The sequence below is a fragment of the Oceanibaculum nanhaiense genome (assembly GCF_002148795.1).
Lineage (GTDB): Bacteria > Pseudomonadota > Alphaproteobacteria > Oceanibaculales > Oceanibaculaceae > Oceanibaculum > Oceanibaculum nanhaiense.
Map to the genome: position 1 here is coordinate 1 of NZ_MPOB01000010.1, position 25,474 is coordinate 25,474.

Annotated in this window: 25 protein-coding genes; 11 read left to right on the forward strand and 14 right to left on the reverse strand. The window is 60.0% G+C overall.

The window, feature by feature from the left end; genetic code table 11:
• Window positions 1-802: 802 nt before the first annotated feature.
• The 8 genes from BKM74_RS15355 to BKM74_RS18580 all read right to left on the reverse strand — a co-directional run bounded on the left by BKM74_RS15355 (window position 803) and on the right by BKM74_RS18580 (window position 7,482).
• Window positions 803-1,528: a TVP38/TMEM64 family protein gene (locus BKM74_RS15355; RefSeq protein ID WP_084399039.1), complete on the reverse strand. Its 726-nt coding sequence runs from the start codon at window positions 1,526-1,528 to the stop codon at window positions 803-805.
• A complete protein-coding gene (locus BKM74_RS18790) occupies window positions 1,525-1,677 on the reverse strand; it encodes a hypothetical protein (protein ID WP_158085718.1) in 153 nt (50 codons plus the stop codon). The genes BKM74_RS15355 and BKM74_RS18790 overlap by 4 nt, the downstream gene beginning before the upstream one ends.
• Before the next feature lie 70 nt (window positions 1,678-1,747).
• Complete coding sequence (locus BKM74_RS15360; RefSeq protein WP_140056102.1) at window positions 1,748-2,278, reverse strand: hypothetical protein; 531 nt, start codon at window positions 2,276-2,278, stop codon at window positions 1,748-1,750.
• Between the two features lie 619 nt (window positions 2,279-2,897).
• Window positions 2,898-3,539 carry an RNA polymerase sigma factor gene (locus BKM74_RS15365; RefSeq protein ID WP_158085720.1) on the reverse strand — a complete coding sequence of 214 codons (642 nt, stop codon included), beginning with the start codon at window positions 3,537-3,539 and terminating at the stop codon, window positions 2,898-2,900.
• Between the two features lie 309 nt (window positions 3,540-3,848).
• On the reverse strand, window positions 3,849-4,742 hold the full coding sequence (locus BKM74_RS15370; protein WP_086466596.1) for a DMT family transporter: 894 nt from the start codon (window positions 4,740-4,742) through the stop codon (window positions 3,849-3,851).
• Window positions 4,743-4,859: 117 nt separating this feature from the next.
• Window positions 4,860-5,774 carry a DMT family transporter gene (locus BKM74_RS15375; RefSeq protein WP_086466597.1) on the reverse strand — a complete coding sequence of 305 codons (915 nt, stop codon included), beginning with the start codon at window positions 5,772-5,774 and terminating at the stop codon, window positions 4,860-4,862.
• A complete protein-coding gene (locus BKM74_RS15380) occupies window positions 5,771-6,706 on the reverse strand; it encodes a cation diffusion facilitator family transporter (protein WP_008892264.1) in 936 nt (311 codons plus the stop codon). The genes BKM74_RS15375 and BKM74_RS15380 overlap by 4 nt, the downstream gene beginning before the upstream one ends.
• Window positions 6,707-7,020: 314 nt before the next feature.
• A complete protein-coding gene (locus BKM74_RS18580) occupies window positions 7,021-7,482 on the reverse strand; it encodes a sigma-70 RNA polymerase sigma factor region 4 domain-containing protein (protein ID WP_084399043.1) in 462 nt (153 codons plus the stop codon).
• Window positions 7,483-7,835: 353 nt separating this feature from the next.
• Between BKM74_RS18580 and phbB the strand changes: the two genes are divergently transcribed.
• The 4 genes from phbB (at window position 7,836) to BKM74_RS15405 (ending at window position 11,879) form a co-directional block, all read left to right on the forward strand.
• On the forward strand, window positions 7,836-8,558 hold the full coding sequence (gene phbB, locus BKM74_RS15390) for an acetoacetyl-CoA reductase (RefSeq protein ID WP_143435594.1): 723 nt from the start codon (window positions 7,836-7,838) through the stop codon (window positions 8,556-8,558).
• Between the two features lie 51 nt (window positions 8,559-8,609).
• Window positions 8,610-9,797: an acetyl-CoA C-acetyltransferase gene (locus tag BKM74_RS15395; RefSeq protein WP_086466599.1), complete on the forward strand. Its 1,188-nt coding sequence runs from the start codon at window positions 8,610-8,612 to the stop codon at window positions 9,795-9,797.
• A 157-nt stretch (window positions 9,798-9,954) separates the two neighbouring features.
• Window positions 9,955-10,464: a potassium channel family protein gene (locus BKM74_RS15400; protein ID WP_008892268.1), complete on the forward strand. Its 510-nt coding sequence runs from the start codon at window positions 9,955-9,957 to the stop codon at window positions 10,462-10,464.
• Window positions 10,465-10,565: 101 nt separating this feature from the next.
• Entirely contained in the window at window positions 10,566-11,879 is a 1,314-nt protein-coding gene (locus BKM74_RS15405; protein WP_086466600.1) for an APC family permease, read from the forward strand.
• Between the two features lie 22 nt (window positions 11,880-11,901).
• On the opposite strand, the gene ppk2 is transcribed toward BKM74_RS15405, so the two are convergent.
• The 6 genes from ppk2 to BKM74_RS15435 all read right to left on the reverse strand — a co-directional run bounded on the left by ppk2 (window position 11,902) and on the right by BKM74_RS15435 (window position 19,289).
• Window positions 11,902-12,687 (reverse strand): polyphosphate kinase 2, encoded by a 786-nt coding sequence (gene ppk2, locus BKM74_RS15410; RefSeq protein ID WP_086466601.1) that lies wholly within the window; start codon window positions 12,685-12,687, stop codon window positions 11,902-11,904.
• Between the two features lie 36 nt (window positions 12,688-12,723).
• Window positions 12,724-13,494, reverse strand: coding sequence for a DUF47 domain-containing protein (locus tag BKM74_RS15415; protein ID WP_217895504.1), 771 nt, complete (start codon window positions 13,492-13,494; stop codon window positions 12,724-12,726).
• Between the two features lie 153 nt (window positions 13,495-13,647).
• Entirely contained in the window at window positions 13,648-14,907 is a 1,260-nt protein-coding gene (locus BKM74_RS15420; protein WP_176342562.1) for an MgtC/SapB family protein, read from the reverse strand.
• The gene (locus tag BKM74_RS15425) at window positions 14,904-15,947 is read right to left on the reverse strand and encodes an inorganic phosphate transporter (RefSeq protein WP_086466604.1); all 1,044 of its coding nucleotides are present in this window, start codon (window positions 15,945-15,947) and stop codon (window positions 14,904-14,906) included. The genes BKM74_RS15420 and BKM74_RS15425 overlap by 4 nt, the downstream gene beginning before the upstream one ends.
• A 63-nt stretch (window positions 15,948-16,010) precedes the next feature.
• A complete protein-coding gene (locus tag BKM74_RS15430; protein ID WP_086466605.1) occupies window positions 16,011-17,567 on the reverse strand; it encodes a CYTH and CHAD domain-containing protein in 1,557 nt (518 codons plus the stop codon).
• Between the two features lie 489 nt (window positions 17,568-18,056).
• Window positions 18,057-19,289: an SAM-dependent methyltransferase gene (locus BKM74_RS15435; protein WP_086466606.1), complete on the reverse strand. Its 1,233-nt coding sequence runs from the start codon at window positions 19,287-19,289 to the stop codon at window positions 18,057-18,059.
• 275 nt (window positions 19,290-19,564) lie between these two features.
• On the opposite strand from BKM74_RS15435, the gene BKM74_RS15440 reads away from it, so the two are divergent.
• Genes BKM74_RS15440 through BKM74_RS15470 form a run of 7 tightly spaced genes read left to right on the forward strand, consistent with a single transcriptional unit; the run spans window position 19,565 to window position 25,471 of the window.
• Complete coding sequence (locus BKM74_RS15440; RefSeq protein WP_086466675.1) at window positions 19,565-20,179, forward strand: RNA polymerase sigma factor; 615 nt, start codon at window positions 19,565-19,567, stop codon at window positions 20,177-20,179.
• Window positions 20,180-20,206: 27 nt separating this feature from the next.
• Window positions 20,207-20,770: a phasin family protein gene (locus BKM74_RS15445; RefSeq protein WP_086466607.1), complete on the forward strand. Its 564-nt coding sequence runs from the start codon at window positions 20,207-20,209 to the stop codon at window positions 20,768-20,770.
• A 15-nt stretch (window positions 20,771-20,785) separates the two neighbouring features.
• Window positions 20,786-21,139: a YHS domain-containing protein gene (locus tag BKM74_RS15450; RefSeq protein ID WP_086466608.1), complete on the forward strand. Its 354-nt coding sequence runs from the start codon at window positions 20,786-20,788 to the stop codon at window positions 21,137-21,139.
• Window positions 21,132-21,470 carry a DUF5676 family membrane protein gene (locus BKM74_RS15455; RefSeq protein WP_245825960.1) on the forward strand — a complete coding sequence of 113 codons (339 nt, stop codon included), beginning with the start codon at window positions 21,132-21,134 and terminating at the stop codon, window positions 21,468-21,470. The genes BKM74_RS15450 and BKM74_RS15455 overlap by 8 nt, the downstream gene beginning before the upstream one ends.
• Complete coding sequence (locus BKM74_RS15460) at window positions 21,467-23,254, forward strand: DUF3141 domain-containing protein (RefSeq protein ID WP_086466609.1); 1,788 nt, start codon at window positions 21,467-21,469, stop codon at window positions 23,252-23,254. The genes BKM74_RS15455 and BKM74_RS15460 overlap by 4 nt, the downstream gene beginning before the upstream one ends.
• Window positions 23,251-24,477 (forward strand): acetate/propionate family kinase, encoded by a 1,227-nt coding sequence (locus BKM74_RS15465; RefSeq protein WP_086466610.1) that lies wholly within the window; start codon window positions 23,251-23,253, stop codon window positions 24,475-24,477. The genes BKM74_RS15460 and BKM74_RS15465 overlap by 4 nt, the downstream gene beginning before the upstream one ends.
• Window positions 24,470-25,471: a bifunctional enoyl-CoA hydratase/phosphate acetyltransferase gene (locus tag BKM74_RS15470; protein WP_245825961.1), complete on the forward strand. Its 1,002-nt coding sequence runs from the start codon at window positions 24,470-24,472 to the stop codon at window positions 25,469-25,471. The genes BKM74_RS15465 and BKM74_RS15470 overlap by 8 nt, the downstream gene beginning before the upstream one ends.
• Window positions 25,472-25,474: the final 3 nt, after the last annotated feature.

Here is a 25,474-nt window from a genome sequence, read left to right on the forward strand (position 1 = left end):
GCCCTCCCTGCGACACACACCCGCCGAAACGTCTCATCCTGATTGTCGCTGAGTCTCATCCTGTTTGTCGCTGCGCATCCTCCTTCGTTCTCTTTGTTTATACCAGCGAATAGGTCTTGCCCGCGCCTGCTTCAAGGAGGAAACTGCGCCCCTCTCCGAGACAGGCTATTACACGTGCGTCGGCGTCTCGCGCCGCTATAAGCGCGGGGTTTGGTGTCTCCTCCGCAGTCATGCCACAACCCCCGCGGCCGGCGGGGCGATTGCCGGCGGAGGTACATCCTGTTCCGCTAACCACACGAGGCCATCCCGGATATAGCGTGGGACCGTCCACTTCTCCTCGCCCAGTGCGAGCGTCAGCGCGACCTCGGATTTCTTCAACGTGAGCGCTTCAGTCCAGGCTTGCCCCTCCCGTTCCTCTGCAGATGGCCCTGGAAAGGGAATGAGCCGCCCGGCGGCGCCGGGGCCGGAGTCCGGCCCCCGCAACCATAAAAAGCCCGCTAGTACAGCACGCTAGCGGGCTTTTCGACTCTCAAGCTATAGTCCGGAAATGCGATCGGGTACTATATGGGTACCACTAAGAATCAAGCTGTAGCCATACTCGGAGGAGGAGTGTTCGATATTTCTGGAACTTTTGCTCATGGCGCGATGGCGCCATAGGTGTTGATGTCGCCTACGCATGGCAAGGTTGTGTTCTGTAGAATCGGGCCGACCAATGCGGCTTGGGGAGGTTGCACAAGCAAGTCACGTTGGGATTCACGCTGACATACCGCCAGAACTGCTATTACGACGCGGGGTTCCTCGCTTATCCAAGCTTTAATAAGCGCTTCAGAGCTAGTCGGTAGCGCGCCGGAGCAGTCTTCCAGGCGAGAGGAAGCAGGGTTATGAGCCCAAGGGCGAGCACCGTTAACCCGGCACGCCGCCAGTCACCGGAGGCGAGCTCATCTCCGAAATGCGCGAGCAGGAAGCTCGCCGGGATGATACCGAACAGGGTAGCAAGGGCAAAGCGCCAAGTCCTGAGCGGCGTCAGACCGGCGGCGTAGCTGATGACGTCGAAGGACAGGAACGGCATGAGCCGTGTCGCGAACACAACCGCCATGAGGGCGTTCTGGGACGTGATGAAGCGGTGCAGGACACCCGTCGACAGCCGCGTGCCGAGCCATGCCTTGAGTGCGTCGTATCCGATGAGGCGCGCGACGCCAAAAGCGGTTAGGGCGCCGATCTCGGAGCCAATGGCAACGTAGAACGCGCCCCAGTAATGGCCGTAGGCCGCGCCGGAGGCGAGCGCGATCGGCGCGCTTGGAATCGGGCTCATGACAATGGCGACGGTCATCAGGCCGATGATCAAAAAGGGACCGAGCGGGCCGAATTGCATCACAGCCTGCTCAAGCGCTGCGCCGTCGCGCAGGCGGTCCAGTATGCCGATGCGCCATAACACAAGGACGGTCGCGAGGAAGACGGCCAACACCGCCAGACCGGCGATGATGCGGGGCCAGGGTGGATTGGGTCGTGTGTCCTGCCCTTCGTTCACATTGGTCCTTTGGTGATTTCGCTCAGGGGACGGTGCACGTCGAACAGCTTGGCGTTGAGGTTTTCGATGGCGGGCGCCAGCCCGTCCATCGCCTCGACCGTGTCCTGGCCGAAGGGACCGTTACAGACGAAGTCGAACTGCATCAGCATCACAGAACCGTCCCTTTCTCTCCTTGGGGGCGGCTTCCGCATTCAGGATGCGGCAGCCGCCTTCCAGACGTTAGCGGTCTTCGTCCATCTCCATCATCATGCGCTGCTGTTCGAGCATCTGTTGCATCATCTGCTGCATCATGCCCTGCTGTTCTTGCATGCGCCCCATCATCTGCTGCATCCGTTCGGACATATCGCCCGACATGTCCCCGGACATGCCCATGCCCTGACTGCCGGATCCCTGATCGCCCGACATCCGGCCGCCCATCTGGCCCTGCATGGGCATGTTCCCCATCATGCCGTGCATCGCCTGCATCTTCTCGACCATCATCTGCATGTGCTGGCGCGTGAGCTGACGGCGCTCGGCGGGGTCTGTTGTCTCGCGGGCCTGCTGCATCATCTCCTGCATGCGCTCGAAGGACGGCCCGCCTTGCATCTGCTGCTGCATCTGCTGGGATTGGCCTTGCTGTGGCTTTGCTCCATGCTGGGCCGCCAATGCACCTGCCGCGGTGAGGACGGTGAGGCCCGCGGCTATGGCGAGAGCTTTCAAACCCGGCAAACGCATCGTGCTGGAAGGTATCATCGGCCGTGAATCTGTCATCTCCGGTCTCCTTGGTTGGGATGAAAGACGCTGTAGGGGTGGAGGGGGCGCAACCGGTGCAGCGTCGGACATCGGATCGCTATGGTGACCCGAAGGCACAACCATCTGGACTTACAGACGGAACGACTTGCCCGCCGTTACAGCTTCAGCCCACCTGCCGGCCCCGTGCACAATCCGTCTCTTCACAGCGGCAGTCGAGGAAACCATGGATCGGGCAGATCAGGCACAAACAAACCCCCTGCTGCTGCTTTTCCAGTGCTTGCTTGGTCGTGATGCAGCCTCACAGCGACATTCTTCAAGTCGGCGCCGAGGCGCTGCCGCACAATTCCGCGAATCTCCCAACAGCTCTACGCGCGACATCAAGTCGGCGCATTCTAGCCTGAGCGTGGACAAGGAGGCTGTGGGGAGAAAGTTGCATATCCCGTCGCCGAATTCCGCGTCGGTCTCGGTCGAGAAGGCTTCGAGATCGTTTGGACTCACCACCTCGCGCGCACTTCAGCTTGAGTATGTCGGCAAGGGTTCTCTTTCATCGCTCCATCCTCTTGAGAGTTAAAGCCTTCGGCAAACCCGGCGCGGTTCAGCCCGCCGATAGAAGGGCAGTTGTAGAACTTTGTGATAGTTACAAACTACAGCTCTTGCCGTTGCGCATTGATTCACAGGTGCAGTCGTCAAATCTACCTTCGGAGCAATCGGTGCAGAACGCTGCTAGAGAAACACGCAGTGCTTGGCGCGCCCGATGCAGGCGCACTCTCGCATTCGATGGTGTGATCCCAAGATCAGCTGCGGCTCGTTCACGCGGTTCATCCGACAGATCGATCCGTTCAAGAATCTCTGCATAGTCCGGGCGCAACCCCGGCACAAGCTCTCGAAGACAGCTGCAAACGCTTTTCTCGTTCGCAAGATCTATCTGGCCATCGCCCAATACCATCTGGTCTTGCATGTAGCTGTCTTTTCGGCGCCGCCGTGCAGCCTCACTGCGGTAATGATCGGTCAGCACCGAGCGCAGCACCGTATACAACCAGGCGACCACACTTTCGCTATTCCTAAGTACTGTCCCGCTGTTGATGACTCGCACGCAGAAAGTTTGAAGCACATCCTCCGCAGTGACCGAATCCCCGACCCGACGCACGAGATAGCGACGAAATTCGTGATAATAGTCGGTGAGTGCCATTTCTATTTCCGGCGTCATCGGCCGTGACGTGTTGCCGAGCTCATCGGAAAGTGGGTCGGTTTCAATCGTCTTATGTGCTGCTACAGTCATGCTCAAAACCTCGGCCCGAGTTGGCAAGATCGGGCGATCCGGAAACATCTTCGGGCTGAGCGCCTTAGGTCAACGCACGACAACACCCCACGCTCAGCCTTGCGCTAAAACCCACCATAGGGGTCGAGTTTCGGGCTCATAATGCGAGAATCGAGAGCAACGGCATTGATCTAAATCAAAGCCATAAAGAGTAACGGTACAGTAGTTCAGTGAGGGCAACCGCCGTGGTCGAAGGTAAGTCGAGAGAAATCTGTGGTGGAAGCTGGGCGCGAACCTAGGCCGGGCAGCAGCAAACCAACACGGTTGCCCTTATCCGGCCATTCTGGCCGGCTTAGTCCCTCTGCGCGTCACCAACACGACCCCAAGAATCGCAAGGACAATGCCGGCGATCTGCATCCAGCCAAGGGTCTCACCGTAAAACAAAGCGCCCATTGCAAGGCCGAAAATCGGGATCAGGAAGCTGAACGCGTTCGCGCGGTTGAGAGGCGCTTTCTCCAGCACGGAGAACCATAGCCAGTATACCAACGCCGACCCGAACAGACTGAGAACAAGGAGCGCGCCTACAAATGGCAACGTCCATCGGATCGTTGTTGGCTCCTCCGTGGCCCAGGCGACAATAGCGAGCGGAACACTGCCGATGAGCAACTGGAGGCCCATTGCCATAAGGGCGTCGACGTTTCCGGCAATTCGTTTAATTACAACGTTGCTGACCGTGACGCCGAGTGCAGCCAGGACAATATAGGCTACTCCTAGAATGTAATTTTCTTGCCCGCCGGTGAGTATCTGGGGCGAAGTGATGACGAGTATCCCCATAAAGCCCAAGGCAAGGCCTGCTTTGCCCAGCGCGGTCAACTGTTCTTTGAGGATGATACCCGCCAGACTCGCCGCCAACAGCGGTTGGGTGTTGGCGATTACAGTGGCGATGCCCGGGGAAACGAATTCCGCGGCATGGAACATCCCCAAGAAGCCCAGGCTGGTGGCACCTGCGCCAACGATGGCCAACATTGTCCAGATTCGACGACTTTTGGGCAGGGGCTGCCGCAATGCAAGCGCGACGATGATCAACGCTGCGCCTGCCAGGAACGCGCGCAGCGTGGCGAATGTCAGGTGAGGGGCAAATTCAATGCCGACGGTTATCAGCGGGAAGCAGGCAGCCCAAAGCAACATGACCAGAATGATTTGCGCGATGATTCCAACGGTCACTCGACTTTCATCCCATCGTCTATCCGTCCCGCGACACCACCATCACGACCTACTGGCGTTTGTCTGCCAAGTCTCGTGTCGTTGCTGATTGGATTCACACGAGTTGATCCGTTCGGTTCACGCACACTGGCAGGGATGAACGGCCCGGTTTTCCGCGCCGCGCGACATCTCGCGGGTCAACCAGAAACCGGCCCCGAGCAGCAATGCGCCACCATAGATCATGCCCTGCGCCGGGATTTCGGCGAAGATAAGGTAGCCCAGCGTTGACGCCACGACCGGTGAGACGATGATATCGACGAGCGCATAGACATTGGCGTTGAGCGTCTTGAGGACGATGGAGATGCCGAAATAGGCGAAGCCGGTCGAGACGATGCCCAGCCCCGCTGCCCAGAGCATCACCGGCAGGTCCATCCCGAGTGCGGCATAGGAGATGGTCGCGGCGGGCGTGCCGGGGCCGGCGAGGATGAGCGCTGGCGACAGGATCAGCGCCCCCGCGAGCATCGACCAGGCGATGTCGTTGCCGGCCTCGGTCTTTCCTTCGTAGCGCATGTAGGCGACCATGGCGGCGTAGATCGCGCCGTCGCCGAGTGCGACGAGGTTGCCGATCATGTGGCCGCCCTCAAGCGGCTTGGCGAGGACGATACCGGTCAGCGCGACGGCGAAGATCAGGATGTAGCTCTTGCGTGCCTTTTCGCCGAGAAACAGCGCCGAGAAGATGAACACGAAGAAGGGCGCGACGCTCCAGAAGATCACCGCATTGGCGATGGGCACCAGCGTCATGGCGTAGTTGAAAACGCTGATCTGCGTGGCGATCAGCACGCCGATGATCGCGGTGTCTTTCAGGTTGCCTTTCGGAAAGCGCAAGGGCCGGCCGGTCGCCAGCGGCATGACCGCCATCAGAAAGGCGGCCGCGAAGCTCAGAGCGTAGAAATTCAGCGTCTGGATCGGGATCAGTCCGTCGGTGAGCTTCACGAACACGCCGATTGTGGCCTCCGACAGCGTGATCAGCAGGAGCAGGAGAACGATCTTCATTTCCGGCTGCGGCCCCCTGCCGTGCGCGTCACGTCGATGGCTTCAGCCCCGGACTCATCAAGGCAGGTGTCCTCGACCTGCAAGGTGACGAAGAAGAATCCGAATTTTTCTTTGAGCATGGCGTGCGCTGCCGCCAGGACCGCTTGGGGATCGGTCTCGTCGGCGACGCGCACATGACCGGAGAAGACGTAACGGCCGCTGGTCAGAGCCCAGGCATGGACGTGGTGGGCATTCGCAACGCCTTCGACCTGCTCCAGCGCGCCGGTGACATCGGACAGGCCGACGTCGGCCGGTGTGCCTTCCATCAATAGGTGAGCAGCGTCGCGCAGAATGCCCCAGCTGGCCCAGAGCAGCACGAAGCCGAAGCCCATACCAAGGATCGGATCGATCAGCAGGAACCCGGTGAATTGAATCACGAGTGCCGTCACGATAATGAGCAGGCTGCCGACGAAGGTTTGAATGATGTGCCAAAGTGCGCCTTTCACGTTCAGGTCGCTCTGGCTCTGCTTCCAGATCAAGCCGAGCGAAATAAACTCGGTGAAAAGCCCGCCCGCCGCGGCCCAAAGCATCGGCCCGGTAGGCAGCTCGATCGGGTCGGACAGCCGCATCGCACCCATTACGATCACGATGAGCGCCATGCCCAGAAGGAAGCCGCCATTGACGAGCGCTCCGATAATCTCGGCGCGGTACCAGCCGAAACTGCGATCCTCGTCGGCGGGGCGGCGGGCAAGCTTGGCGGCGACGATCGCGACTAGTACGCCACCCACCGCCGAGAAGGTGTGGAAGGCGTCGGAAATCACCGCGATCGAGCCCGTCCAGAGGCCGATGCCCATCTCGATCACGAAATAGATGCCGGTCAGCCAAGCCGAGATCACCATTCCCCGTCCGCTTGACGGCATGTGGCCGGCATGGCCGCTATGGGCTTGGCTCATTGATTCTATCCTCTCTTCACGTACTCTTTGACTACAAAGTTCTGCGTTCATTTCGCGCCACGGCGAGGCAGACGCTCCCGCGGCTACCACCGGCTTCAGCGTGAAAGGATCCAGGATCGTTGCATCGCATCAGACGACCTGTCACTCCCCTCTTCGAGATCAGCCCCTATCTCATCCCTTGATTGGACGGGACAGGGGTAAATTCGCAGAAACTCGAGAGTTATTGCCAATTGATCTGTCGCTACTGTCGATTCCAAGTAAATTCTTGATTGCCGTTTTATTTCCCAGCACGGAACAGTCAAAATGTTTGGGCATCAAACCTTAAGAGGGGGTTCCAGCGTCAACATGACGAGGTGTAGGAGGGTCCGGCGGCCTAGCTGAAGTCGTCTGATGACTATCTGTTCGCTGAGACCGAGATCTGTGGCGATCCTGGTGGGCGGATGATTCAGAATTTCCGCGCGCCACACCACCTCGGCGTAGCGGGGTTCCAAGAGACGGATAAGCGTTTCGATAAACTCCTGCAGAATTGCCTCCATCTCGGTGTCGTCGGAGCCGTCCGAGTCCGGTGGACACCCAGAATCTCCCTCCCCGTCGCTATTTCCGTTCCGGCCTTTGTGTGCCGCCAAAACGCCACCATCAAGGCAGTCGCGCTGGCGTCGGCATGGCTGGCACCTTGGGGTTAAAAACCCTTCTGGATGAACGAGCTGTTCGTTATCTGGATCAATCAGGCCGGCTTTTGAAGCGGCACGGATTCCATCTTCCATCGTCTCGATCACTTGGCCTCGCTCCTCCGCTGCTCAAAACCGGGACGGTGTGCCCACCCGGATTTTCATTGGCGTCACATAAGACGTGAATGGGTCGCCGAAAGTTACACAAATCCTTCACGGCCACCGGAGCGGGTCGGAGCTTTCCTTCCCGTCGAACGACTATGCGATCAGCGCTCCTTGTGTAACGGAGCCAGCCGGGCATCGTCTTCTAGACATGGAGGACCCGGAAGGATTGAGCCCGTAAGGAGGAATGAACGTGATCAAAGACCTTGCCCAACGCGACACAACGCAATCTGCAGTTTTCGCACAAGGCTGCAACGGCCGTTGCAGAGCGGTTGGTATCTCTTACGGGGGTTGAAATCATGGGACGAACGGCATTGGTGACCGGCGGCACGCGCGGAATCGGCTCCGCGATTGCCAGAACCCTGCGCGATGCGGGCTATACGGTCGCCGCTAGCTACCACGGCAACGATCTGGCGGCCGAAGACTTCAAGGCGGCAACGGGCATCCCTGTTTTCAAATGGGATGTGGCCGATGACGAGGCCTGCGCCGCCGCCGTCGCGAAAATCACCACCGCATATGGCCCGGTCGAGATTCTCGTGAACAATGCGGGGATCACCCGCGACGCTATGCTCCATAAATTAACGTCAGAGCACTGGCGCGCGGTAATCGATACCGATTTGACCGCTTGTTTCACTATGTGCCGCACCGTCATTTCCCCGATGCGGGAGCGCGGTTACGGCCGCATTATCAACATCAGCTCGATTAATGGCCAGAAGGGCCAACTGGGCCAGACCAACTATGCGGCGGCGAAAGCCGGTCTTCTGGGATTCACCAAGGCGCTAGCGCTCGAGAGCGCCGCCAAAGGCGTCACCGTCAACGCCATTGCCCCGGGCTATATCGAGACCGACATGGTCGCCGACGTTTCCCCTAAGGTTCTCGATAGCATCGTCGCCCAGATCCCGGTCGGCCGCCTCGGCCAACCCGAGGAAATTGCCCGGGCCGTGGTGTTTCTGGCGAGCGACGACGCGGGTTTCATCACGGGTTCGACGCTGACCGTCAATGGCGGCCAGTACCTGATCTGAGCGGAATCAGGAACCAATCCACTCAAGCGAGACAAGAAGGAAAGCACACCGATGACTCACAAGCAGGTTATGCTTTGTACCCCCGTGCGCACCGCGATCGGCACCTATGGAGGATCCTTGAAAGATCTGCCGGCGACCGAGCTCGGCGCAACGGCGATCCGCGCGACGATCGAGCGGTCGGGCGTCGATCCCTCGCTCGTTCAAACCGTGGTCATGGGACAGGTGATCCAGGCGGGCGCCAGAATGAACCCTTCACGCCAGGCGGCAATCGGTGCTGACATTCCGGTTGGCGTGCCAGCGATGACCGTCAATCGGGTGTGCGGCTCTGGGGCTCAGGCGATCGCCTCGGCGGCCCAGGAGATCATGCTCGGACATATCGACTGCGCGGTCGCCGGCGGCATGGAGAACATGGACCAGGCCCCCTACATCGTTCAAAACGGGCGCTGGGGTTATCGCATGGGTGATGCCCAGATGTACGACAGCATGCTCCGTGACGGCCTGAACGACGCCTTTTCCAGCGAGCACTCCGGCTGGCACACGGAAGACTTGGTGAAGAAGGCTCAGATTACGCGCGAAGATCAGGATCGCTGGGCCGAACGCTCTCAGCGGCGCTTTTCCGAGGCGCAGGCTGCTGGCAATTTCAAGCAAGAGATCGCTCCGGTAGAACTCAAGACTCGTAAGGAGACGACCACATTCGATACCGACGAGCACAACCGGCCCGACACGACCCTCGACAGTCTGAGCAAGCTCAGGCCTGCCTTCCGCAAGGAGGGTACGATTACGGCTGGCAATGCGCCGGGACTCAACAGCGGAGCGGCGGCGATGATAATCGCCGAGGCGACTTGGGCGGAGAAGAACGGTCTTAAACCCATGGCCAGGTTGGTTTCCTACGGTGTGGGCGCGGTCGATCCCGGCATGTTCGGCCTCGGACCGGTACCGGCCGTCTTTCAGGCTCTGGAGCGGGCGGGCTGGAGCGTTGGCGATCTCGACCGCGTCGAGATCAATGAGGCCTTTGCCGCCATTGCCGTTGCGCTCGCGCGTGAGATCGGAATCGAACAAGACATCGTTAACGTCGAAGGCGGCGCTATTGCCCACGGTCATCCGATCGGCGCAACGGGGGCCGTTTTGACGACGCGACTCCTGCATGCAATGGAGCGCAATGGGGTCAAGCGGGGCTTGGTGACGCTCTGCATCGGCGGCGGGCAGGGCATCGCCCTCACCTTGGAGCGGACGTCCTGATGCTGACTGTCGGATCCGCAGGTGACGGGCAGGTAGCTTGAAGATGCCGTTCAAACCTACCGTCGCTGCGTGACCATAGTGCTTCATGCCGTTTTCTCCGCGTTCAAGCGGCCACAAAGATACTTAAAAACAAGAATGCCGAAGGATAGGGGCCAAAATGCTTGTCGCGACAATACTGGCGCTGTCACTCGCCATATTGACGTTCTTATTTCATTATGCGGTTCTGCGTTGGCTGTCCGGTGGCATGGCGCGCATCGCGATGACCGCTGGTGTGCGTATCCTGGTCATCGTTCTTATGGTGACCGCAGCGCATCTCATCGAGATTGGGATTTATGCGGTCGCCTATGCGCTTGGTGATGGCGTCCTCGCCCTCGGCGGTTTCGGCGGCCTGGCCGTCGCCGAGCCGCTCGACTACCTCTATTTTTCGATCGTGAGCTACACCTCGCTCGGGCTCGGCGATGTGTTTCCTTCTGATCACCTCCGCTTCATCACCGGCGTTGAGGCCTTGAACGGCCTGTTGCTGATCGCTTGGTCGGGATCCTTCATATATATCGCGATGGCACGTCTTTGGCCGTGGCGATCCTGCACCGAGCCGACTCGCGGCAACGCGGACAAGAGGTTCAAGTCGGCCCCGATGCCACCTCAAAATACGGACAGTATGAATTAGCCTTCCAAATGCTCATAGAATATTTCTGGTGTGGGCAGAACGGCAGAGACAATGTGCAGTATAGGAATGCCCATATTCTATAGAGTGGGCGAGAGGATCTGATGAAATCTGATTACCAGGCGAACAGCATCACTCTGACCGGCGGTGTCTCGATGGGCACCGGCGTCATGATCGGAGCGGGAATCTTCGCGCTTACCGGTCAGATTGCAGAACTTGCGGGCCCGTGGTTTCCGCTTTCCTTCATCGCCGGCGGGATCGTTACCGGATTCAGCGCCTACACCTATGTGAAGATGTCGAACGCTTTTCCGTCCGCCGGCGGGATCGCAATGATCTTGCAGAAGGCCTACGGGCCGGGGGCGATCGCGGCGGCAGCGTCTCTGCTGATGGCGCTCTCGATGGTGATCAATGAGAGCCTTGTCGCGCGGACCTTCGGGACCTACGTCCTCAGACCGTTCGATCTGGGTGCGGATAGTATTCTTGTGCCCGCGCTCGCCGTTGGGCTGATCGTCTTTGCTTATCTGGTTAACATCTCGGGCAACCGCTCCGTCGGCCTGTTCTCGGTCGTTATGGCGTTTTTGAAGATCGGCGGCATTGCCGTCTTCGGCATTGCGGCGCTCGCGGCCAGCGGGTTCACCTTCGAGCCTGCGTCCGGATCGTCCGAGACCATCCCGATCGCTGGCTTCACGGCGTCGGTCGCCCTGTCGATCCTCGCGTTCAAGGGCTTCACCACGATTACCAACAGCGGCGCCGAGATCGTCGACCCGCATCGCAATGTCGGCCGCACGATCATCTTTTCCATCGCGATTTGCGTGGTGGTCTATCTGCTCGTCGCATTCGCGGTCGGCTCCAGCCTTTCGCTTGAAGACATCGTCGCCGCCAAGGACTATTCACTGGCCGAGGCGGCGGAGCCGGCGCTCGGTCCCTACGGCTTCTATTTCACCATCGCGCTTGCCGTTGTCGCCACCGCTTCGGGCCTGCTCGCAAGCGTCTTCGCCGTCTCGCGCATGCTGGCGATGCTGACCGACATGGAGATGATCCCGCACAGCCATTTTGGCATGTCCGGCCCGATCCGCGAGCATACGCTGGTCTACACGGTGATGATCGCGTCGGTTCTGGCCGTGTTCTTCGATCTCAGCCGCATCGCGTCGCTTGGCGCGTTCTTCTACCTGGTGATGGATATCTTGATCCACTGGGGTGTCTTCCGCCGCCTGCGTCACGAGATCGGCGCAAGTGGTTGGGTGCTAATCGCGGCCATCGCGCTCGACGCGCTCGTGCTCGGCGTCTTCGGCGCCATGAAGCTGCAATCCGACCCGATCATCGTGGTCATCGCGGTTGGCGCCATCGCCGCTGTGTTCGCCTATGAGCGTGTCTTTCTGTCGCGCTGGACCGCGGAGGGAGAGCATAGCGGTCACTGACGACCGGCCTGGCCACCGCTCATCACCGGGCAATCGCGCCGTTTTCGAGTTGTCTCTCGTCATAGGCGAAGACGATCTCCGGATCCGGCTTGGCGGCGTGCTCGTCCTTGTCGGGGCAGTCGACCAGCGACATCAGATGACGGATGACATTGAGGCGGGCGCGTTTTTTGTCGTCCGCCCGAACCACATACCAGGGCGTGATCTCATTGTGGGTGCGCTCGAACATCTCGTTGCGGGCGGCGCTGTAATCGCCCCAATGCTTGATGGCGACCTTGTCGATCGGACTGATCTTCCACTGCTTTAGCGGATCGATGCGGCGGTCCTTCAGCCGGCGCTTCTGTTCCTCTTTTGAGATATCCAGATAGTATTTGAAGACTTGGATCCCGGCATCCACGAGCATGTGTTCGAAGGGCAGCACCGAGCGCATGAATTCTTCATATTCGGCGTCGGTGCAATATCCCATGACACGCTCAACGCCGGCGCGATTGTACCAACTGCGGTTCATCAGGACCATTTCCTGGTTTGAGGGCAAGTATGGAACATAGCGTTGGAAATACCAGGAATGGCGATCCCGGTCGGACGGCTTGCCGAGCGCGACGACGCGGGTTTCGCGCGGGCTCAGATTCTTCGTTATCCGCTTGATGACACCGTCCTTGCCCGCGGCGTCGCGGCCTTCGAAGAGGATGAGGATTTGAAGATCATTCTCGATCAGATGCCGCTGCAGCTTGACCAGTTCCACTCGAAGGTGGTGCAGGCTCTGTTTGTAGCCCTCGCCATCGGGTTTATCGTTCTTGGCGTTCTTGCTCATCTCTCAAACTCCTTGAAATTTCGCTGTGTCGCGCCCTCAGGCTGTCTTGACGATGATGTCATGCAGGATATCGCCGGCATGCGCCAGATGATCAGCGGCGTTGGACAGGTGACGATAAATCTCACGCCGTTTCAGCGCCTCCATGACAAAGGACAACCCTTGGACGACCGCGGCGCATGCCGCCTGATCCATCGGCTCCAGCAATAGTTCGAGGTCTTCCCCCGGTTCCTTCCGACGCGCTGCGAGATCCCGCACGTAATGTTCCGGATCGAACAACTCGGCGATCGCCTGACGGTAGATCTTTTCGGCCTGGCGTTCGGTCTTTCGGACGGTGGCTGCGTCGCGCTCCGTGTCCAGCGGCTTCGTCTTCAACCTGGCGAAGCCGGCTTGCAGTGCTTTCGCACCCTGATGCAGGAGTCTTGCCATCTCAAGCATGTGCATGTCAGGCTCTACTCCAAGTATCTCCATCTCGCGCACCGTGGTCTTGGCGTAGTTGAGGCCTTCGTCAATGGCGGTACTCGCCCGGTAGATATCCTCGCGATCGAATGGCGTCGAGAAGGAGCGATTCAGCACGTCGATGTTTCTGGCCTTGAGCTTGTCGCCTTCGTGCTCAAGCCGGCGCACTTCCTTCGCCTTGGCTGTATCCCCCGTTTCCATGAAGGCGACAAACTCGTCCATTGCATGCACAACCAGATCGCATTGATCGTTCAGCAAGCCATAGAAATCCGGCATACGCGGAAACACTGCATTCAAGAGTCTTAAAAACCGCGAGGTGGGTTTATTCGTTGTCGTGTTTGGCCTGGTCATCACCGCATTTCCTTTGCTCGCTCTAGCCAATCACTTTGGAGAAGATCGTCCGGTTGTTGCCAAAGCATACAGAGGGTGCACTTCGTCAACGATCGGCGATCCGGATGTGATTGTCCTCTCTTGACTACGGGAGAGGCAGTCATGGAAATGTCCTTATAAATATTCATATGATATCATCCCCACGAAAATGCCGACGGACAGGGCGGAGAATCCGAAAAACGTGGGCCATCTCAGAGCTCTGTCACCCAAGATCAAAATAATTCCGAACTTGAAGATCAGGTTGGCGAAAAAGGCTAAAATCACTGCATAAGCCGCCACTTTCGGTGCAACGATTTGATCAGAAACGAGTTTAAGGTTTGATACCGTGATCGCATCCAGATCAGTCAGCCCCGATACGAAGGAAACCAGGAAAACGCCAGTATCGGCCAGCACGTCGTTCATGAATGCAGAGAGAAACAATACCACTGCGAAAAGGAGTGCGAAACTGGCGGCAGTGACGAGTTTGGTGGGGTTTCCAGTGTCCAGAGCTGGCAGAGGATTGCGCGACCTAATAACCCGACGATACGACCACAGCACGAATAGCGCACCGGCTGTGCCGCCACCCACCAGCCAGGGGATCATGAGCGGAAGCATCGTATATTCAATTACAGAGACCAAGATGCCAACACGGATGAATTGAACCAGGTGGGATAATAAAATTATCGTGGCGGCTATGTATGAAAATCCTTCTTGTTGCCTGCTGTGTTTTGCATAGACCAATGTTGTTGCCGTTGTTGACGCCATTCCCCCCAATAAACCGACGATCAGAATTCCAGACCTGTGGTCGAACAATCGCAGCGCAACATAGCCTAATAGACTGAGACCGCTGATCAGGACGACAAGCCAACCAATTTCATAGGGATTTATGACATCATAGGGGCCATAGGTCGCATTAGGTAAAATCGGTAATAAGATGAACGCAATTGCGGCAAACTGTAAAAATGAGATGATATCCTGCTTGGTCAATCTGTGTGGGACGTTACGCAGTTCCTTGCGGAAATAGAGCAGGGCGGTAATAAAGACGGCGAGCGCGGTGGCTAAAATCGGGTGACCTACCCACAGCATGTATCCGAGGCCGAAGGTGAGAACGCCTGCCAGAACCGTTGTAGTATGGGGGTCTTCAGATTTGGATTTGAACTGCGCGACCAGCAGGCTTATGGCCACCAGTCCGAGAATTACGAGCGCAATCTCGTTATCGGTGCTTTGTTTGCTGATATAGCCACCCAACGAACCTGCGAGCGCGATCAATGTGAACGTACGTAAGCCCGCTACTGCATTTCCATGTCGCTCCCGCTCAAGACCGATCAAAAAGCCGATGCCAATGCTTTGTGCAAAAAGCAGCAGATGAGAGAGCTCCAGACTCTGATCCATCATCCTGTTACCTCCAACGCAATCCGCGTAAGAAGGTAGAACCCGATCGACACGGCAGCGGCCCCCGGCATGGTGATGAGCCATGTGCCAGCGATATGCCGGGCTGTGTTCCAGCGCACTGCCTTTGGCCGTTCGGAGGCGCCGATGCCCATGATGGCGGTGCTGACTACCTGGGTGGTCGACACCGGCCCCCCGATCGCGGAGGCGGCCAGAATCACGCCGGCTGACGTCAGTTGGGCATCCAAAGCGTGGATGGGCCGAACCTTGTAGATGCCAAAGCCGAGCGTCCGCACGATCCGCCAGCCGCCCGCCAGCGTGCCCAGAGTGATCGCCGACGCACTTGCGAGGATGACCCACAAAGGCACATAGAATTCGGCACTGACCCCGCCGAGCACCAGCAGCATGGCGATGATGCCCATACCTTTCTGCGCGTCATTGGTGCCGTGGGAGAAGGCGAGTGCTGCGGTCGCCAGCCATTGGAACCAGCGAAGATACCGGTTGGCGGTGGGACGCGCACCGCGTAAAGCAAAGCTCATGATCCGATGGGTCACCCAGCCGAAGAGAAATCCAAGAACAGGCGAGATGAGGAGCGCGCCCAGAACCTTGGTGACGCCCGTCAGCTGGCCGGTCGCCGCAGCTGCGAAACCCCAGACAACATGGCTTGGCCCGGCGGCAACAACAACGGCGCCGACGAGGCCGCCGACGAGCGCCTGGGATGATGAGGCCGGCAGGCCGAACCACCAGGTAATCAGGTTCCATGAAATAGCGCCGGCAAGCCCGGCAAGGATGACCGTCAGCGAGGCGACAGACTCGAGATTGGTCACGTCGACGAAATTCCCGATCGTGTTGGCGACCGCCGTGCCGCCGAGGATGGGTCCGAGAAAGGTGAAGAACGAGACGAGGATGGCCGCCTGGATCGGCGTCGTGGCTCGCGACGCCACGATTGTCGCCAGCATGTTAGCGGCGTCCTGCAAGCCGTTGGTGTAGTCATAGACAAGGACGATGAGCACGCCGGCGATCATCAGGGCCACTGCGCCGGTCATCGGACGGCCAGCGGTTTCGATTGGGCCGAACGTGCTGTGCCTAGACCTGTCATTTCCAGGGTCTCATGCGCCACGCCAGAACGGCTTGGCGCGCAGGAACGCGGCCATGTCTTTGACGAGGCGATCTTTGGCCGCGATCGCAGCATGGCGATGCCAACCGACGGTCAGGCCACCGGCATGAGCCCAGACCGGGGCCGCTTGATCTCTGCCGGTGAGGGCCAGTTCGCGGAGGAGCGTGTCCGCAGCGGCCACATCGTTCAGATACCCAAGCCCATCCTGAAGGCCAGCGAGATGCTTGCGGTAGGCTTTCGCCTGCTTTTTTGGGTAGAGACTCTCGAAGAAGTCCACCGCATAGCGCAATCTTTTTACGGCGAGGCGCAACTCATGAAGCGCGGTCTCGGATAGATTTGCGATATCTCGTCCTTGTCTTCGGACGTTCCGGTCCCGCTTCTGCAGCAGCTTCACGCAATGGTCGCCGATCGGATCGAGAAGGCGTGTCGTCCGTTCCGTGACCGGCTGATCGCGCCAAGCCTGGCTTGACAGCCAGGCGCTGAGGCGCAACAGGAACTCCGTGTACCTCTCCGTCCCTAAGGCCTCGCGAGCGCGCCGGCGGCTCTGCTGTCTTGCCTGCTCCACCGCCGCCATTAGGGCGTCGAAGCCTTGATCCCCGCCATAGAGCTGCGCCACGGGTGCTAGGAACTCATCAGCAAAGACATCCCATGCGCGCGCCGCCGACAGCTCAGTCATCAACCATTTCGCTTCGGCCGCGATCCAGCCATACTGATCCTTGGGAAGGGTGGATTTGAAAAGTCTCAAGGAAGCGCGCAGCCGCCTCAGGGCGATACGCATCTGACGAACACCTTCGGGGTCATCCGTTGCCAGAGTGACAGTTTCGTTCATTTGCAGATGATCAAGGCTGTGCTGAACAAGTTCGGTCAGAACTTGTTCGACGGTGTCGTCTTTCGTGAGGCTGAGCTTCACATATTTCTGTGGTTTGAGTTCGTCCTGCGTCAGAAGTGCGTAACCGCGCGAGGCCTTGCTCATGGCGGCAAGCCGGAACGGAACTGCCTGGCGAATCTCGGATGCCAGTTCAAATAGCCGTTCGGGGGCGCCGCTGTGCAGTTCCAGTTCGAATTCGCATATTGGTTCGGAGACGTCACCGGCGATGATCTCACCAATGTCGAGGTCGAGCGATGCCGTACTGCCGTCCTCGAATTTAAGGGATCGCGAGTTGCGTTGAAAGTCCGTGCGAAACACGGGTTGCAGGCGCGCCGTGCCGGCGCGCCGTATTAGCCGGCGAAGTTTTTTGTCTTCGATGACGGAGACTGCGGGGTCCTGGCTCGGGACCGGCCCTTCCCATTCCATCCGCACCGGAATGCCGCCCAGTCGTTTGTGGGTCTGTTTTACGCACTGCACGTAGGCGCGGCCGATCTTCCGCACACGAAGGGAGAGGCCTTGCTGACGCAGGTCATAATCCGGCGTGTCGTAATAGACCGTCACAAGCTTCCTCGACCGCGCCCGTCCGACGGCTCGCTTCCTGATGGCCGCAAGATCTTTGACCTTGTCGAGTTGCTCCGGGCGAATTGTCGCCTTCAGTTCTATCTCGCGGTTTGCCGACATGGTGCGTTTAAGCCTCTCACCTTGATCATGGGGAGCCTGTCATTATTCTGCGGCAGTCAAGGTTGAATCTTCTTGGCCGTGGCGCAAACCGGTCTGCGCGCGGTCTACCAGTGCAAGTGTTCTCCGGAGCCTGACAGCTTCTGCGCCACGCCCTTGTCCGCGCCGTTCGAGCTTCTTCAGTTTTTCTCTGAAAATCGGCGCATACATCGTAATGAGTTGACTGCTTCTGCAGTCGTGCCGGGTATTGGGCATGTGGCAATCTCCATGTCTTGGTCCGACGTATAGCTTTGCCGGATAATTCGTCGGCAGCAGGATTGCTGGTCCAGTCCGACTGAAGCTGCTCAGCTTCTGTTAAGAAAGACGATGCAGGTGGCGTTTCGTTACAGTTTTATGACAGCCATTGGCTGACTGGAGTGCCCTTGTGCTGAATGTTTCTGGTAATACGCGGGCGCTTAGAGTAGTAATCGCGATCAGGCTGGCCGACGATTGTTACGCTGCATTGGAGCCCTTTTTATCCTGCGTCTTCGGAGCCGCTAGGTAGTCTCGCGTGAGAGGCACCGCGTCTTGTCTCTTGGCGATCTGGATCTGGAACACGACGTGCCCGCCGTGCCGGAAGGCAAGCTCGCTCAAGATGAGATAGAACCGCCACATTCGGCAGAAGCGCTCGTCATAAATTACGCGAACCTTGTCCAGGTTTGTCTCGAACCGCTTGCGCCAGGCCTTCAGTGTCTCCGCGTAGTGCAGACGCAAAACCTCGACATCGGTGACATAGAAACCCGCACGTTCGATGACGGCGAGGACTTCCGACAGGGCTGGGCTGTAGCCGCCGGGAAAGATGTACTTGGCGATCCAGGGATTGGTGGCCCCAGGCCCGTCGGCCCGGCCGATCGTGTGCAGAAGCGCGACGCCGTCAGCCGCAAGGCGATTGTGCACCGTCGTGAAGAATTCGCGATAGTGGGGTACGCCGACATGCTCGAACATGCCGACCGATACGATGCGATCGAAAATTTCGTCGACTTCGCGATAGTCTTGCAGATAGAAGCGGGCGCGATCGTCGAGTCCTTCGGCCTGGGCGCGCTCGTCAGCGATTTTATGCTGCTCCTGCGAGAGCGTGACTCCGGTGACCTGGGCGCCATGCTCTCGGGCGAGGTAAAGCCCAAGCCCGCCCCATCCGCAGCCGATATCGAGGACACGGTGGCCGGGTTCCAGAAGAAGCTTGGCGGCGATGAGCGCCTGCTTGTCTCTCTGTGCGGTTTCCAGGCCGTCATCCGGATGCCGGAAATAAGCGCAGGAATACTGACGGTCGGCGTCCAGGAACAGGTCGTAAAGCGCGCCCGACAGGTCATAGTGATGCGCTACGTTACGTCGCGCCCGCTCGACCGGATTGAACTGCGCCAGCCCGCGACAGAGCCGCCGGAGACGCGCCAGCCAGCGATAGTGCCATACGTCGGGCTGATGAGCCAGATTGACCACGAGCAGTTCAATGAGACCGTAGATGTCGTCATCCTCGATGGTAAGTGTCCCATCCATATAGGCTTCGCCCAGCGCGAGATCGGGATTGAGGACAAGTTTCCGAAGCAGGGGCCACGTATGAAACCGGACGGTGACAGGTAAGGATGACGCTTCACCATATCGCACCGATCGCCCATCGGGGTATACAGCAACCAAGGCGCCCTGCCGGATCAGACGGGCGAGAAAAAGTGACAGAAATTTAGCCCACATTGTCTTTTCTCATCTTTGATACCATTAAGCCTTTACAAGGATTACTTCATCGCATTAATTAATGGGCCTGACCCTGGGGCGTCGACATGAACTCACCGGCGCTGCCCCGCCCCCCCTGCACGACTATCCTTAAGGACGACGGGGCTCTCTGTTCGTTACAATAGGCGGTTAACGGCGAGACAGGCGTCGTTCGCGCAAAGCTCGGTTGGAGGGCTGCGAAGGGAAAACGTTGAACTGACCATGTATTCGCACGGGAATGGATGTCGGGAGTGAACATGACTGACGATCAAGACAGCAAATCGCCGGGAGACGCCGTTCATGCGGTCATGGTCGAGGTTCACCAGGACATGCTTCGTTTCCTCACGCGCCGGCTCGGCAACGAGGACGAGGCCGCCGATGTCCTGCACGATTTCTATGTCAAGGTGCTGACGCGGATCGGCGACGTTCGCGAGACGGAAAAGCTTCGCGCCTGGATGCGCCGGGTGCTCGAGACGACCTTGATCGACTATTACCGCGCCCAGGGCAAAAGACGCCAATCCGAGAGCGAATTCCAATATCTGGAGTCAGTACGACTCACCGGCAAGGGCAAGGACGACCTCGATCTCATCATCTGCATGTGCCTTTACAAGCTCCTGCCGACCTTGAAGCCAGAATATGCGGACATCCTGTGGCGCGCCGACTTGATCGGCGAATCGCGCGAAAGCATCGCGGCAACACTCAATATCTCCGAGAGCAATTTGCGTGTGCGGTTACACCGGGCCCGCCAAGCCCTGCGGCAGCGGCTGGAGGAGGCCTGCCGGACGTGCCCGATCCATGGTTATCTGGATTGTGACTGCGATTATGGTTCACATATGCGCACCGGGATCGGGCAAGACGCGCCTAAACTGTAACGAAGGCTCCTTTGGACCGTCTATCTGATGACTGTCCAAAAGGAGCTGACCATGCCAGACACATCCAAATCCACCAATCCGGCGGTTCTGCGCTTCCGGGGTCTTGACCTCGAAGCCATGACGGCCCTGCAGATGCGCAATATCGACGCCGTCCGGCGCATGGCGAACCTGATGCTCGACAGCACCCAAGAGATTACCGAGCGCCAGGCCGCATTCCTCAAAGCCGGCGCCGACCAGATGAACGCCACGTTCGAGCGCGGCGAGGGCGCGTCGGATCCCAAGGCCATCTTCGAGCGGCAGACCGAGGCCTATCGCGATCTGTTCGGCGCGTTCGTCACCCATGTCGGCGAACTTGGCGAGATAACCTCCAAGTGCTGCGCCGGCCTGGCTCATGAGGCGACGGGGAAATTGACTGACCGTCCCACGCGTGAAAGCCGAACGGAACAGCCGGCGAAGATGGCTGGATGCTGCTGCGGTCCTAGCAAGGATGCGGCCGAGAATGAGGTTGACCTTCCTACGGCGGAAAACCGCACGGAACCGACAGCAAAACGCGCCGGCGCGGCCTCGAAGACCAGCCCGGCGAAAAAATAGCTGCAGGTGGGGTCCATGAACGCGCTGTTCTATTTCCTGATCTGGGCGGTGATCATCTTCCTGATGATGCGTTTTGGCTGCGGCGCCCACGTCATGGGACATGGCCACGGCAAGGCCAAACATGGCGGCGGCGGCCAAGAGGGGCGGGGAGAGGCCGAGGGTATGCGGTGGATCCCGCCGGCCAAGGACGTCGACCCCGTCTGCGGCAAGACCGTCAGTACCAACGGGGCCAAGCCGAGCGTCTATGAGGGCAGCGTCTACTATTTCTGTTCGCGGGAATGCCGCGAACGCTTCGAGGCCGCGCCCGAACAATATGTCGGCCCCCACGCCAAGGGGCCGCAGCCCCAACTGGAGAACAGCCATGTCTGATGCCACAGCGTCTTCGATGACCACACCTCGGTCCGGAACGCCCCTGCCAACTCAAGCCGCGCCAAGAGTTCCCATCATTGCATTCGGAATGAGCCTCGGCTTGTTTTTAGCGATCACGTTTGCGCTTTGCGTCGGCTTCGACCTCTTGTTTCCCGGCCAGGCAATGTACGAGAGCTGGCTCCGTCTGCTGCCCGGCTTCACATGGCTGAGCTGGCCGAGCTTCTTCCTCGGCCTTGCCGAAAGTTTCGCCTATGGCTGGTACGTCGCCCTGATCTTCGGGCCCCTCTACAACTTCTTCGCCGCGCGTAGCGGCCGCGCAGGCCGGCCATGACCACGACCGCAAGACAAAAGGCCCCCGCCCGCAATAAACGACCGGCACCTGCACTCAAGGTCGTGAGCCCCGTGGATGCCAAGCGAGACATGGTCGTGGAAGCGCCGCCGGTGCCCAGACTCCCCGGTCAAGACTTCCTCGATTATCAAGTCGACTTCTGGCAGCGGTCGGTCCTGTTCTGGGACACCCTTAGGCAGCGGGCCGACAACATGCTCGCGCATGAGCGCGCCGGCCTGCCGCCGCTCTTGGACTTCAAATACGAGACGATCCTCGACGCGCGTCGCTTCGACCATCCGGCGAACTACGCTTTGTTGCGGATTACGGAGGTGGGCGAGGACTGCTGGGACGATTGCGTCGATCCGGACAAGCCGCCGGTCATGGTGCTCGATCCGCGCGCCGGGCACGGACCGGGCATCGGTGGCTTCAAGCACGACTCCGAAGTCGGCATGGCCCTGCATGAAGGGCACCCGGTCTATTTCGTGATGTTCTTCCCCGACCCCGCGCCGGGTCAGACGCTGGCCGACGTACTGCATGCGCTCCGGCGTTTCGTCGAAGAGCTTGTCCGGCGCCACCCGGGCAAGCCGCCGGTGCTCTACGGCAACTGCCAGGCGGGCTGGGCCGTGACCCTGCTGTCGGCCGACTGCGAGGGTCTCGTCGGCCCGGCGGTCCTGAACGGGTCGCCGCTGTCCTATTGGGCGGGTGAGGCCGGGGTCAATCCGATGCGGGTGAGCGGCGGCCTGCTGGGCGGCGCCTGGCTCGCGCATTTCACCGCGGATCTCGGTGACGGGCGCTTTGATGGCGCCTGGCTCGCCCAGAATTTCGAGAACCTGAAGCCCGAAAAAGCCATTTGGGAGAAATATGCCGGCCTGTTCAACAAGATCGATACGGAGCGCGACCGCTTCCTCGAATTCGAGCGCTGGTGGAACGGCTTCTACTTCCTGAGCCGCGAGGAGATCGTCGCGATCGTCGAGAACCTGTTCATCGGCAACAAGCTCGAAAAGGGCCTGATGCGCATTTGCGACGGCTGTATCGCCGACCTGCGGCGCATCCGGAACCCGCTGGTCGTCTTCGCCTCCTACGGCGATAACATCACGCCGCCGCATCAGGCCTTGGCGTGGATACCCGCGGTCTACGAGAACACGGACGATCTCAAAAAGGCCGGCCAGCGCATCGTCTATCTGACCAATCCGCATGTGGGCCATCTCGGCATCTTCGTCTCGGCCAAGGTCGCTCGCTTTGAGCACCGCGCGATTCTCGAGAGCCTGGAGGAGATCGAGGCCCTGACGCCGGGCCTTTACGAAATGAAGATCGACAATCCGAGCGGCGATCCCGACTGCCACAAGCCGCAATATTCCGTGAGCTTCGAGGATCGCCAGGTCGAGGATATCGAGTTTCCGCAACAGACCGAGGCGTTCGAGCGGGTGCGCGAAGCGTCGGAATTCAACGAGTCGTTTTACCGCACCTTCGTCAGCCCCTGGGTTCAGGCGGCGACCAACCCGTGGGTTGCCGAAGGGCTCAAATGGCTGCATCCCATGCGGACCAGCCGTTACCTGTTTTCCGGCGCCTTCAACCCATGGATGCAGGGTATCGCAACCCTGGCGGATGGTATTGCGAAGACGCGAAGCCCTCTTCCTGAGGATCACCCGCTCCTGAATAAGGAGCGGGAGCTTATCGCTCATGTCTCCGATGCGATAGAAGACGCTCGAAACGCGCGGGACGGCGCCTACGAGCAGGCATTCAAACTGCTTTATGGCGACACCCCCGAAGGGACAGCCGGGAAATGACCGATGGCGTTGACGGAACGATCCTGGTCATCAACAGCGGCTCCTCCAGCATCAAATTCGCGCTATTCGATATGGCCGCGGACGAGCCCCGCCGGGTCTGGCAGGGAGCGCTGGAACGGATCGGCTTCGACGCCGGCCGCTTCGCCGCGACGGACGTCCGGGGGACGATTCTCATCGATGAGACCCTGGCAATACCCAACCACGTCGTCGCCCTCGACCTGCTGCTCGGCTGGGTCGAGGACCGGATGTCGCAAAAGGACCTCATCGCCGTCGGCCACCGGGTGGTCCATGGCGGAGAGGAGTGCGACTGCTCGCTCCTCGTCACGCCCGCGCTCGAAGTCCGCCTGAAACGACTGATCCCTCTCGCACCGCTCCACCTGCCGCACAACCTCGCCGGTATCGTGGCGGTTCGCCTGCGCCGCCCCGACCTTCCCCAGGTCGCCTCCTTCGACACCGCCTTTCACCACGGCTTGCCCCGCGTGGCGCGCTTGACCGGCCTGCCCCGCCGTTTCGAGGAGGATGGCGTCCGCCGCTACGGATTTCACGGCCTGTCCTATGAATACGTTATCGACGAGGTGCGTCGGCGGGACGACGACGCGGCTACAGATGGGCGGATCATCGTTGCCCATCTCGGCAATGGCGCCTCCATGGCGGCGATCAAGGACGGGCGCAGCGTCGAGACCACGATGGGCTTTTCGACGCTCGCCGGCCTGCCCATGGGGACGCGTCCCGGCGATCTCGACCCCGGGGTGTTGCTGCATCTCCTGATCGAGAAGCAGATGCCCGCCGAGGCGTTGCAGGATCTGCTCTACGACGCCTCGGGATTGCTCGGGATCTCCGGATTGAGCCGCAACATGGCCGACCTCTTGGCTCGGCGGGTCGCGCCGGAAGCGGCCGAGGCGATCGAGTTCTTCTGCCACCACGCCCGCCGGCATCTGGCTGGCCTGACGGCCGCGCTCGGGGGCCTCGACCGGCTCGTCTTCACCGGCGGGATCGGCGCCAATTCGCCCGAGATCCGTGCTCGCATTTGCGACGGTCTCGGCTATCTCGGCCTTGCACTCGATGCGGGCCGCAATGCCGGTCATGAGCGTGTCGTTTCATCGGACGGCAGCCCCGTGCTTATCGAGGCCTTTAAGACGGACGAGGAACTGGTCATCGCGCGGCATGCGCGGGACCTGCTGGGCGCATCGTCAACAGTCGAAAAGACGCATGCTCATGGTTAATCAAGCCGAGACCCTCAAGGATTTGGTAGAGGCGGCGCAAGCGCACGCGCCGATCCGCGTGGCCGTCGTCGCCGCCGATCAAGGACTTGTCCTCGAGACGGTGCGGGAAGCCGCCTCGCTTGGCCTGATCGAGCCCCGCCTTATCGGCGATCCCGACGGGATCCTCGCTTGCGCCAAGGACGCCCATGTGGAGATCGACCGGGCGGCGATCGTCAACGCGAAGAGCGACGCCGAAGCGGCGCGGGCGGGCGTCGATCTCGTTCGGACCGGAGACGCCGACGCGGTCATGAAAGGCAACATCCACACCGATGCCTTCATGCGGGCGCTTCTCGACAAGGACCGCGGATTGCGGGTCCCGGGCCAGCGGGTCAGCCACGTGTTCATGGTCGATATCCCGACCTACCCCAAGCTCCTCGCGATCACGGACGCGGCCATCAACATCACGCCTGATCTCACCGCCAAGGCGCAGATTCTTCAGAACGCCATCGAGGTCTTGGGACTGCTGGGCGTGGAGACGCCCAAGGCCGCTATCCTGTCGGCGGTCGAGACCGTCAACCCGGCCATTACATCGACCCTGGACGCCGCCTGTCTGACCCTGATGGCCAAGCGGGGACAGATCGCCGGCGCCATCGTCGATGGGCCCATGGCCTTCGACAACGCGATCTCGGCCGATGCCGCGCGAGAAAAAGGCATCATCTCGGGGGTCGCCGGCGATGTCGATATCCTGTTGGTGCCCGATCTCGTCTCCGGCAACATTCTGGCCAAGAACCTCGAGTATCTGGCCGGCGCCACGGCCGCGGGTATCGTCTTGGGTCTGTCGGTGCCAGCTGTGCTCAGTTCGCGCGCGGACCCCCCGGCCGCACGCCTCGCCGCGCTAGCGCTCACTGTCCTAATGCATCAACCCCGGGCGCAAAGGAGGGAAACAACGGAGCCGGAATCGGCCATCCATTGCGCACCCCAGCCCGAAGACGCTTGCTGTCCGATCGGAGCCTGAACC

Excerpts from the sequence above, each read along its gene's own strand:
- BKM74_RS15395 (WP_086466599.1), top strand. The coding sequence starts at position 8,610 with ATGACTCACAAGCAGGTTATGCTTTGTACCCCCGTGCGCACCGCGATC.
- phbB (WP_143435594.1), top strand. The coding sequence starts at position 7,836 with ATGGGACGAACGGCATTGGTGACCGGCGGCACGCGCGGAATCGGCTCC.
- BKM74_RS15445 (WP_086466607.1), top strand. The coding sequence starts at position 20,207 with ATGACTGTCCAAAAGGAGCTGACCATGCCAGACACATCCAAATCCACC.
- BKM74_RS15430 (WP_086466605.1), bottom strand. The coding sequence starts at position 17,567 with ATGTCGGCAAACCGCGAGATAGAACTGAAGGCGACAATTCGCCCGGAG.
- BKM74_RS15435 (WP_086466606.1), bottom strand. The coding sequence starts at position 19,289 with ATGTGGGCTAAATTTCTGTCACTTTTTCTCGCCCGTCTGATCCGGCAG.
- BKM74_RS15420 (WP_176342562.1), bottom strand. The coding sequence starts at position 14,907 with ATGATGGATCAGAGTCTGGAGCTCTCTCATCTGCTGCTTTTTGCACAA.
- BKM74_RS15440 (WP_086466675.1), top strand. The coding sequence starts at position 19,565 with ATGACTGACGATCAAGACAGCAAATCGCCGGGAGACGCCGTTCATGCG.
- BKM74_RS15460 (WP_086466609.1), top strand. The coding sequence starts at position 21,467 with ATGACCACGACCGCAAGACAAAAGGCCCCCGCCCGCAATAAACGACCG.
- BKM74_RS15415 (WP_217895504.1), bottom strand. The coding sequence starts at position 13,494 with ATGACCAGGCCAAACACGACAACGAATAAACCCACCTCGCGGTTTTTA.
- BKM74_RS15405 (WP_086466600.1), top strand. The coding sequence starts at position 10,566 with ATGAAATCTGATTACCAGGCGAACAGCATCACTCTGACCGGCGGTGTC.
- BKM74_RS15470 (WP_245825961.1), top strand. The coding sequence starts at position 24,470 with ATGGTTAATCAAGCCGAGACCCTCAAGGATTTGGTAGAGGCGGCGCAA.
- BKM74_RS15465 (WP_086466610.1), top strand. The coding sequence starts at position 23,251 with ATGACCGATGGCGTTGACGGAACGATCCTGGTCATCAACAGCGGCTCC.
- BKM74_RS15380 (WP_008892264.1), bottom strand. The coding sequence starts at position 6,706 with ATGAGCCAAGCCCATAGCGGCCATGCCGGCCACATGCCGTCAAGCGGA.
- BKM74_RS15400 (WP_008892268.1), top strand. The coding sequence starts at position 9,955 with ATGCTTGTCGCGACAATACTGGCGCTGTCACTCGCCATATTGACGTTC.
- BKM74_RS18790 (WP_158085718.1), bottom strand. The coding sequence starts at position 1,677 with ATGCTGATGCAGTTCGACTTCGTCTGTAACGGTCCCTTCGGCCAGGAC.
- BKM74_RS15455 (WP_245825960.1), top strand. The coding sequence starts at position 21,132 with ATGTCTGATGCCACAGCGTCTTCGATGACCACACCTCGGTCCGGAACG.
- BKM74_RS15365 (WP_158085720.1), bottom strand. The coding sequence starts at position 3,539 with ATGACTGTAGCAGCACATAAGACGATTGAAACCGACCCACTTTCCGAT.
- BKM74_RS15425 (WP_086466604.1), bottom strand. The coding sequence starts at position 15,947 with ATGACCGGCGCAGTGGCCCTGATGATCGCCGGCGTGCTCATCGTCCTT.
- BKM74_RS15360 (WP_140056102.1), bottom strand. The coding sequence starts at position 2,278 with ATGACAGATTCACGGCCGATGATACCTTCCAGCACGATGCGTTTGCCG.
- BKM74_RS15450 (WP_086466608.1), top strand. The coding sequence starts at position 20,786 with ATGAACGCGCTGTTCTATTTCCTGATCTGGGCGGTGATCATCTTCCTG.
- BKM74_RS15375 (WP_086466597.1), bottom strand. The coding sequence starts at position 5,774 with ATGAAGATCGTTCTCCTGCTCCTGCTGATCACGCTGTCGGAGGCCACA.
- ppk2 (WP_086466601.1), bottom strand. The coding sequence starts at position 12,687 with ATGAGCAAGAACGCCAAGAACGATAAACCCGATGGCGAGGGCTACAAA.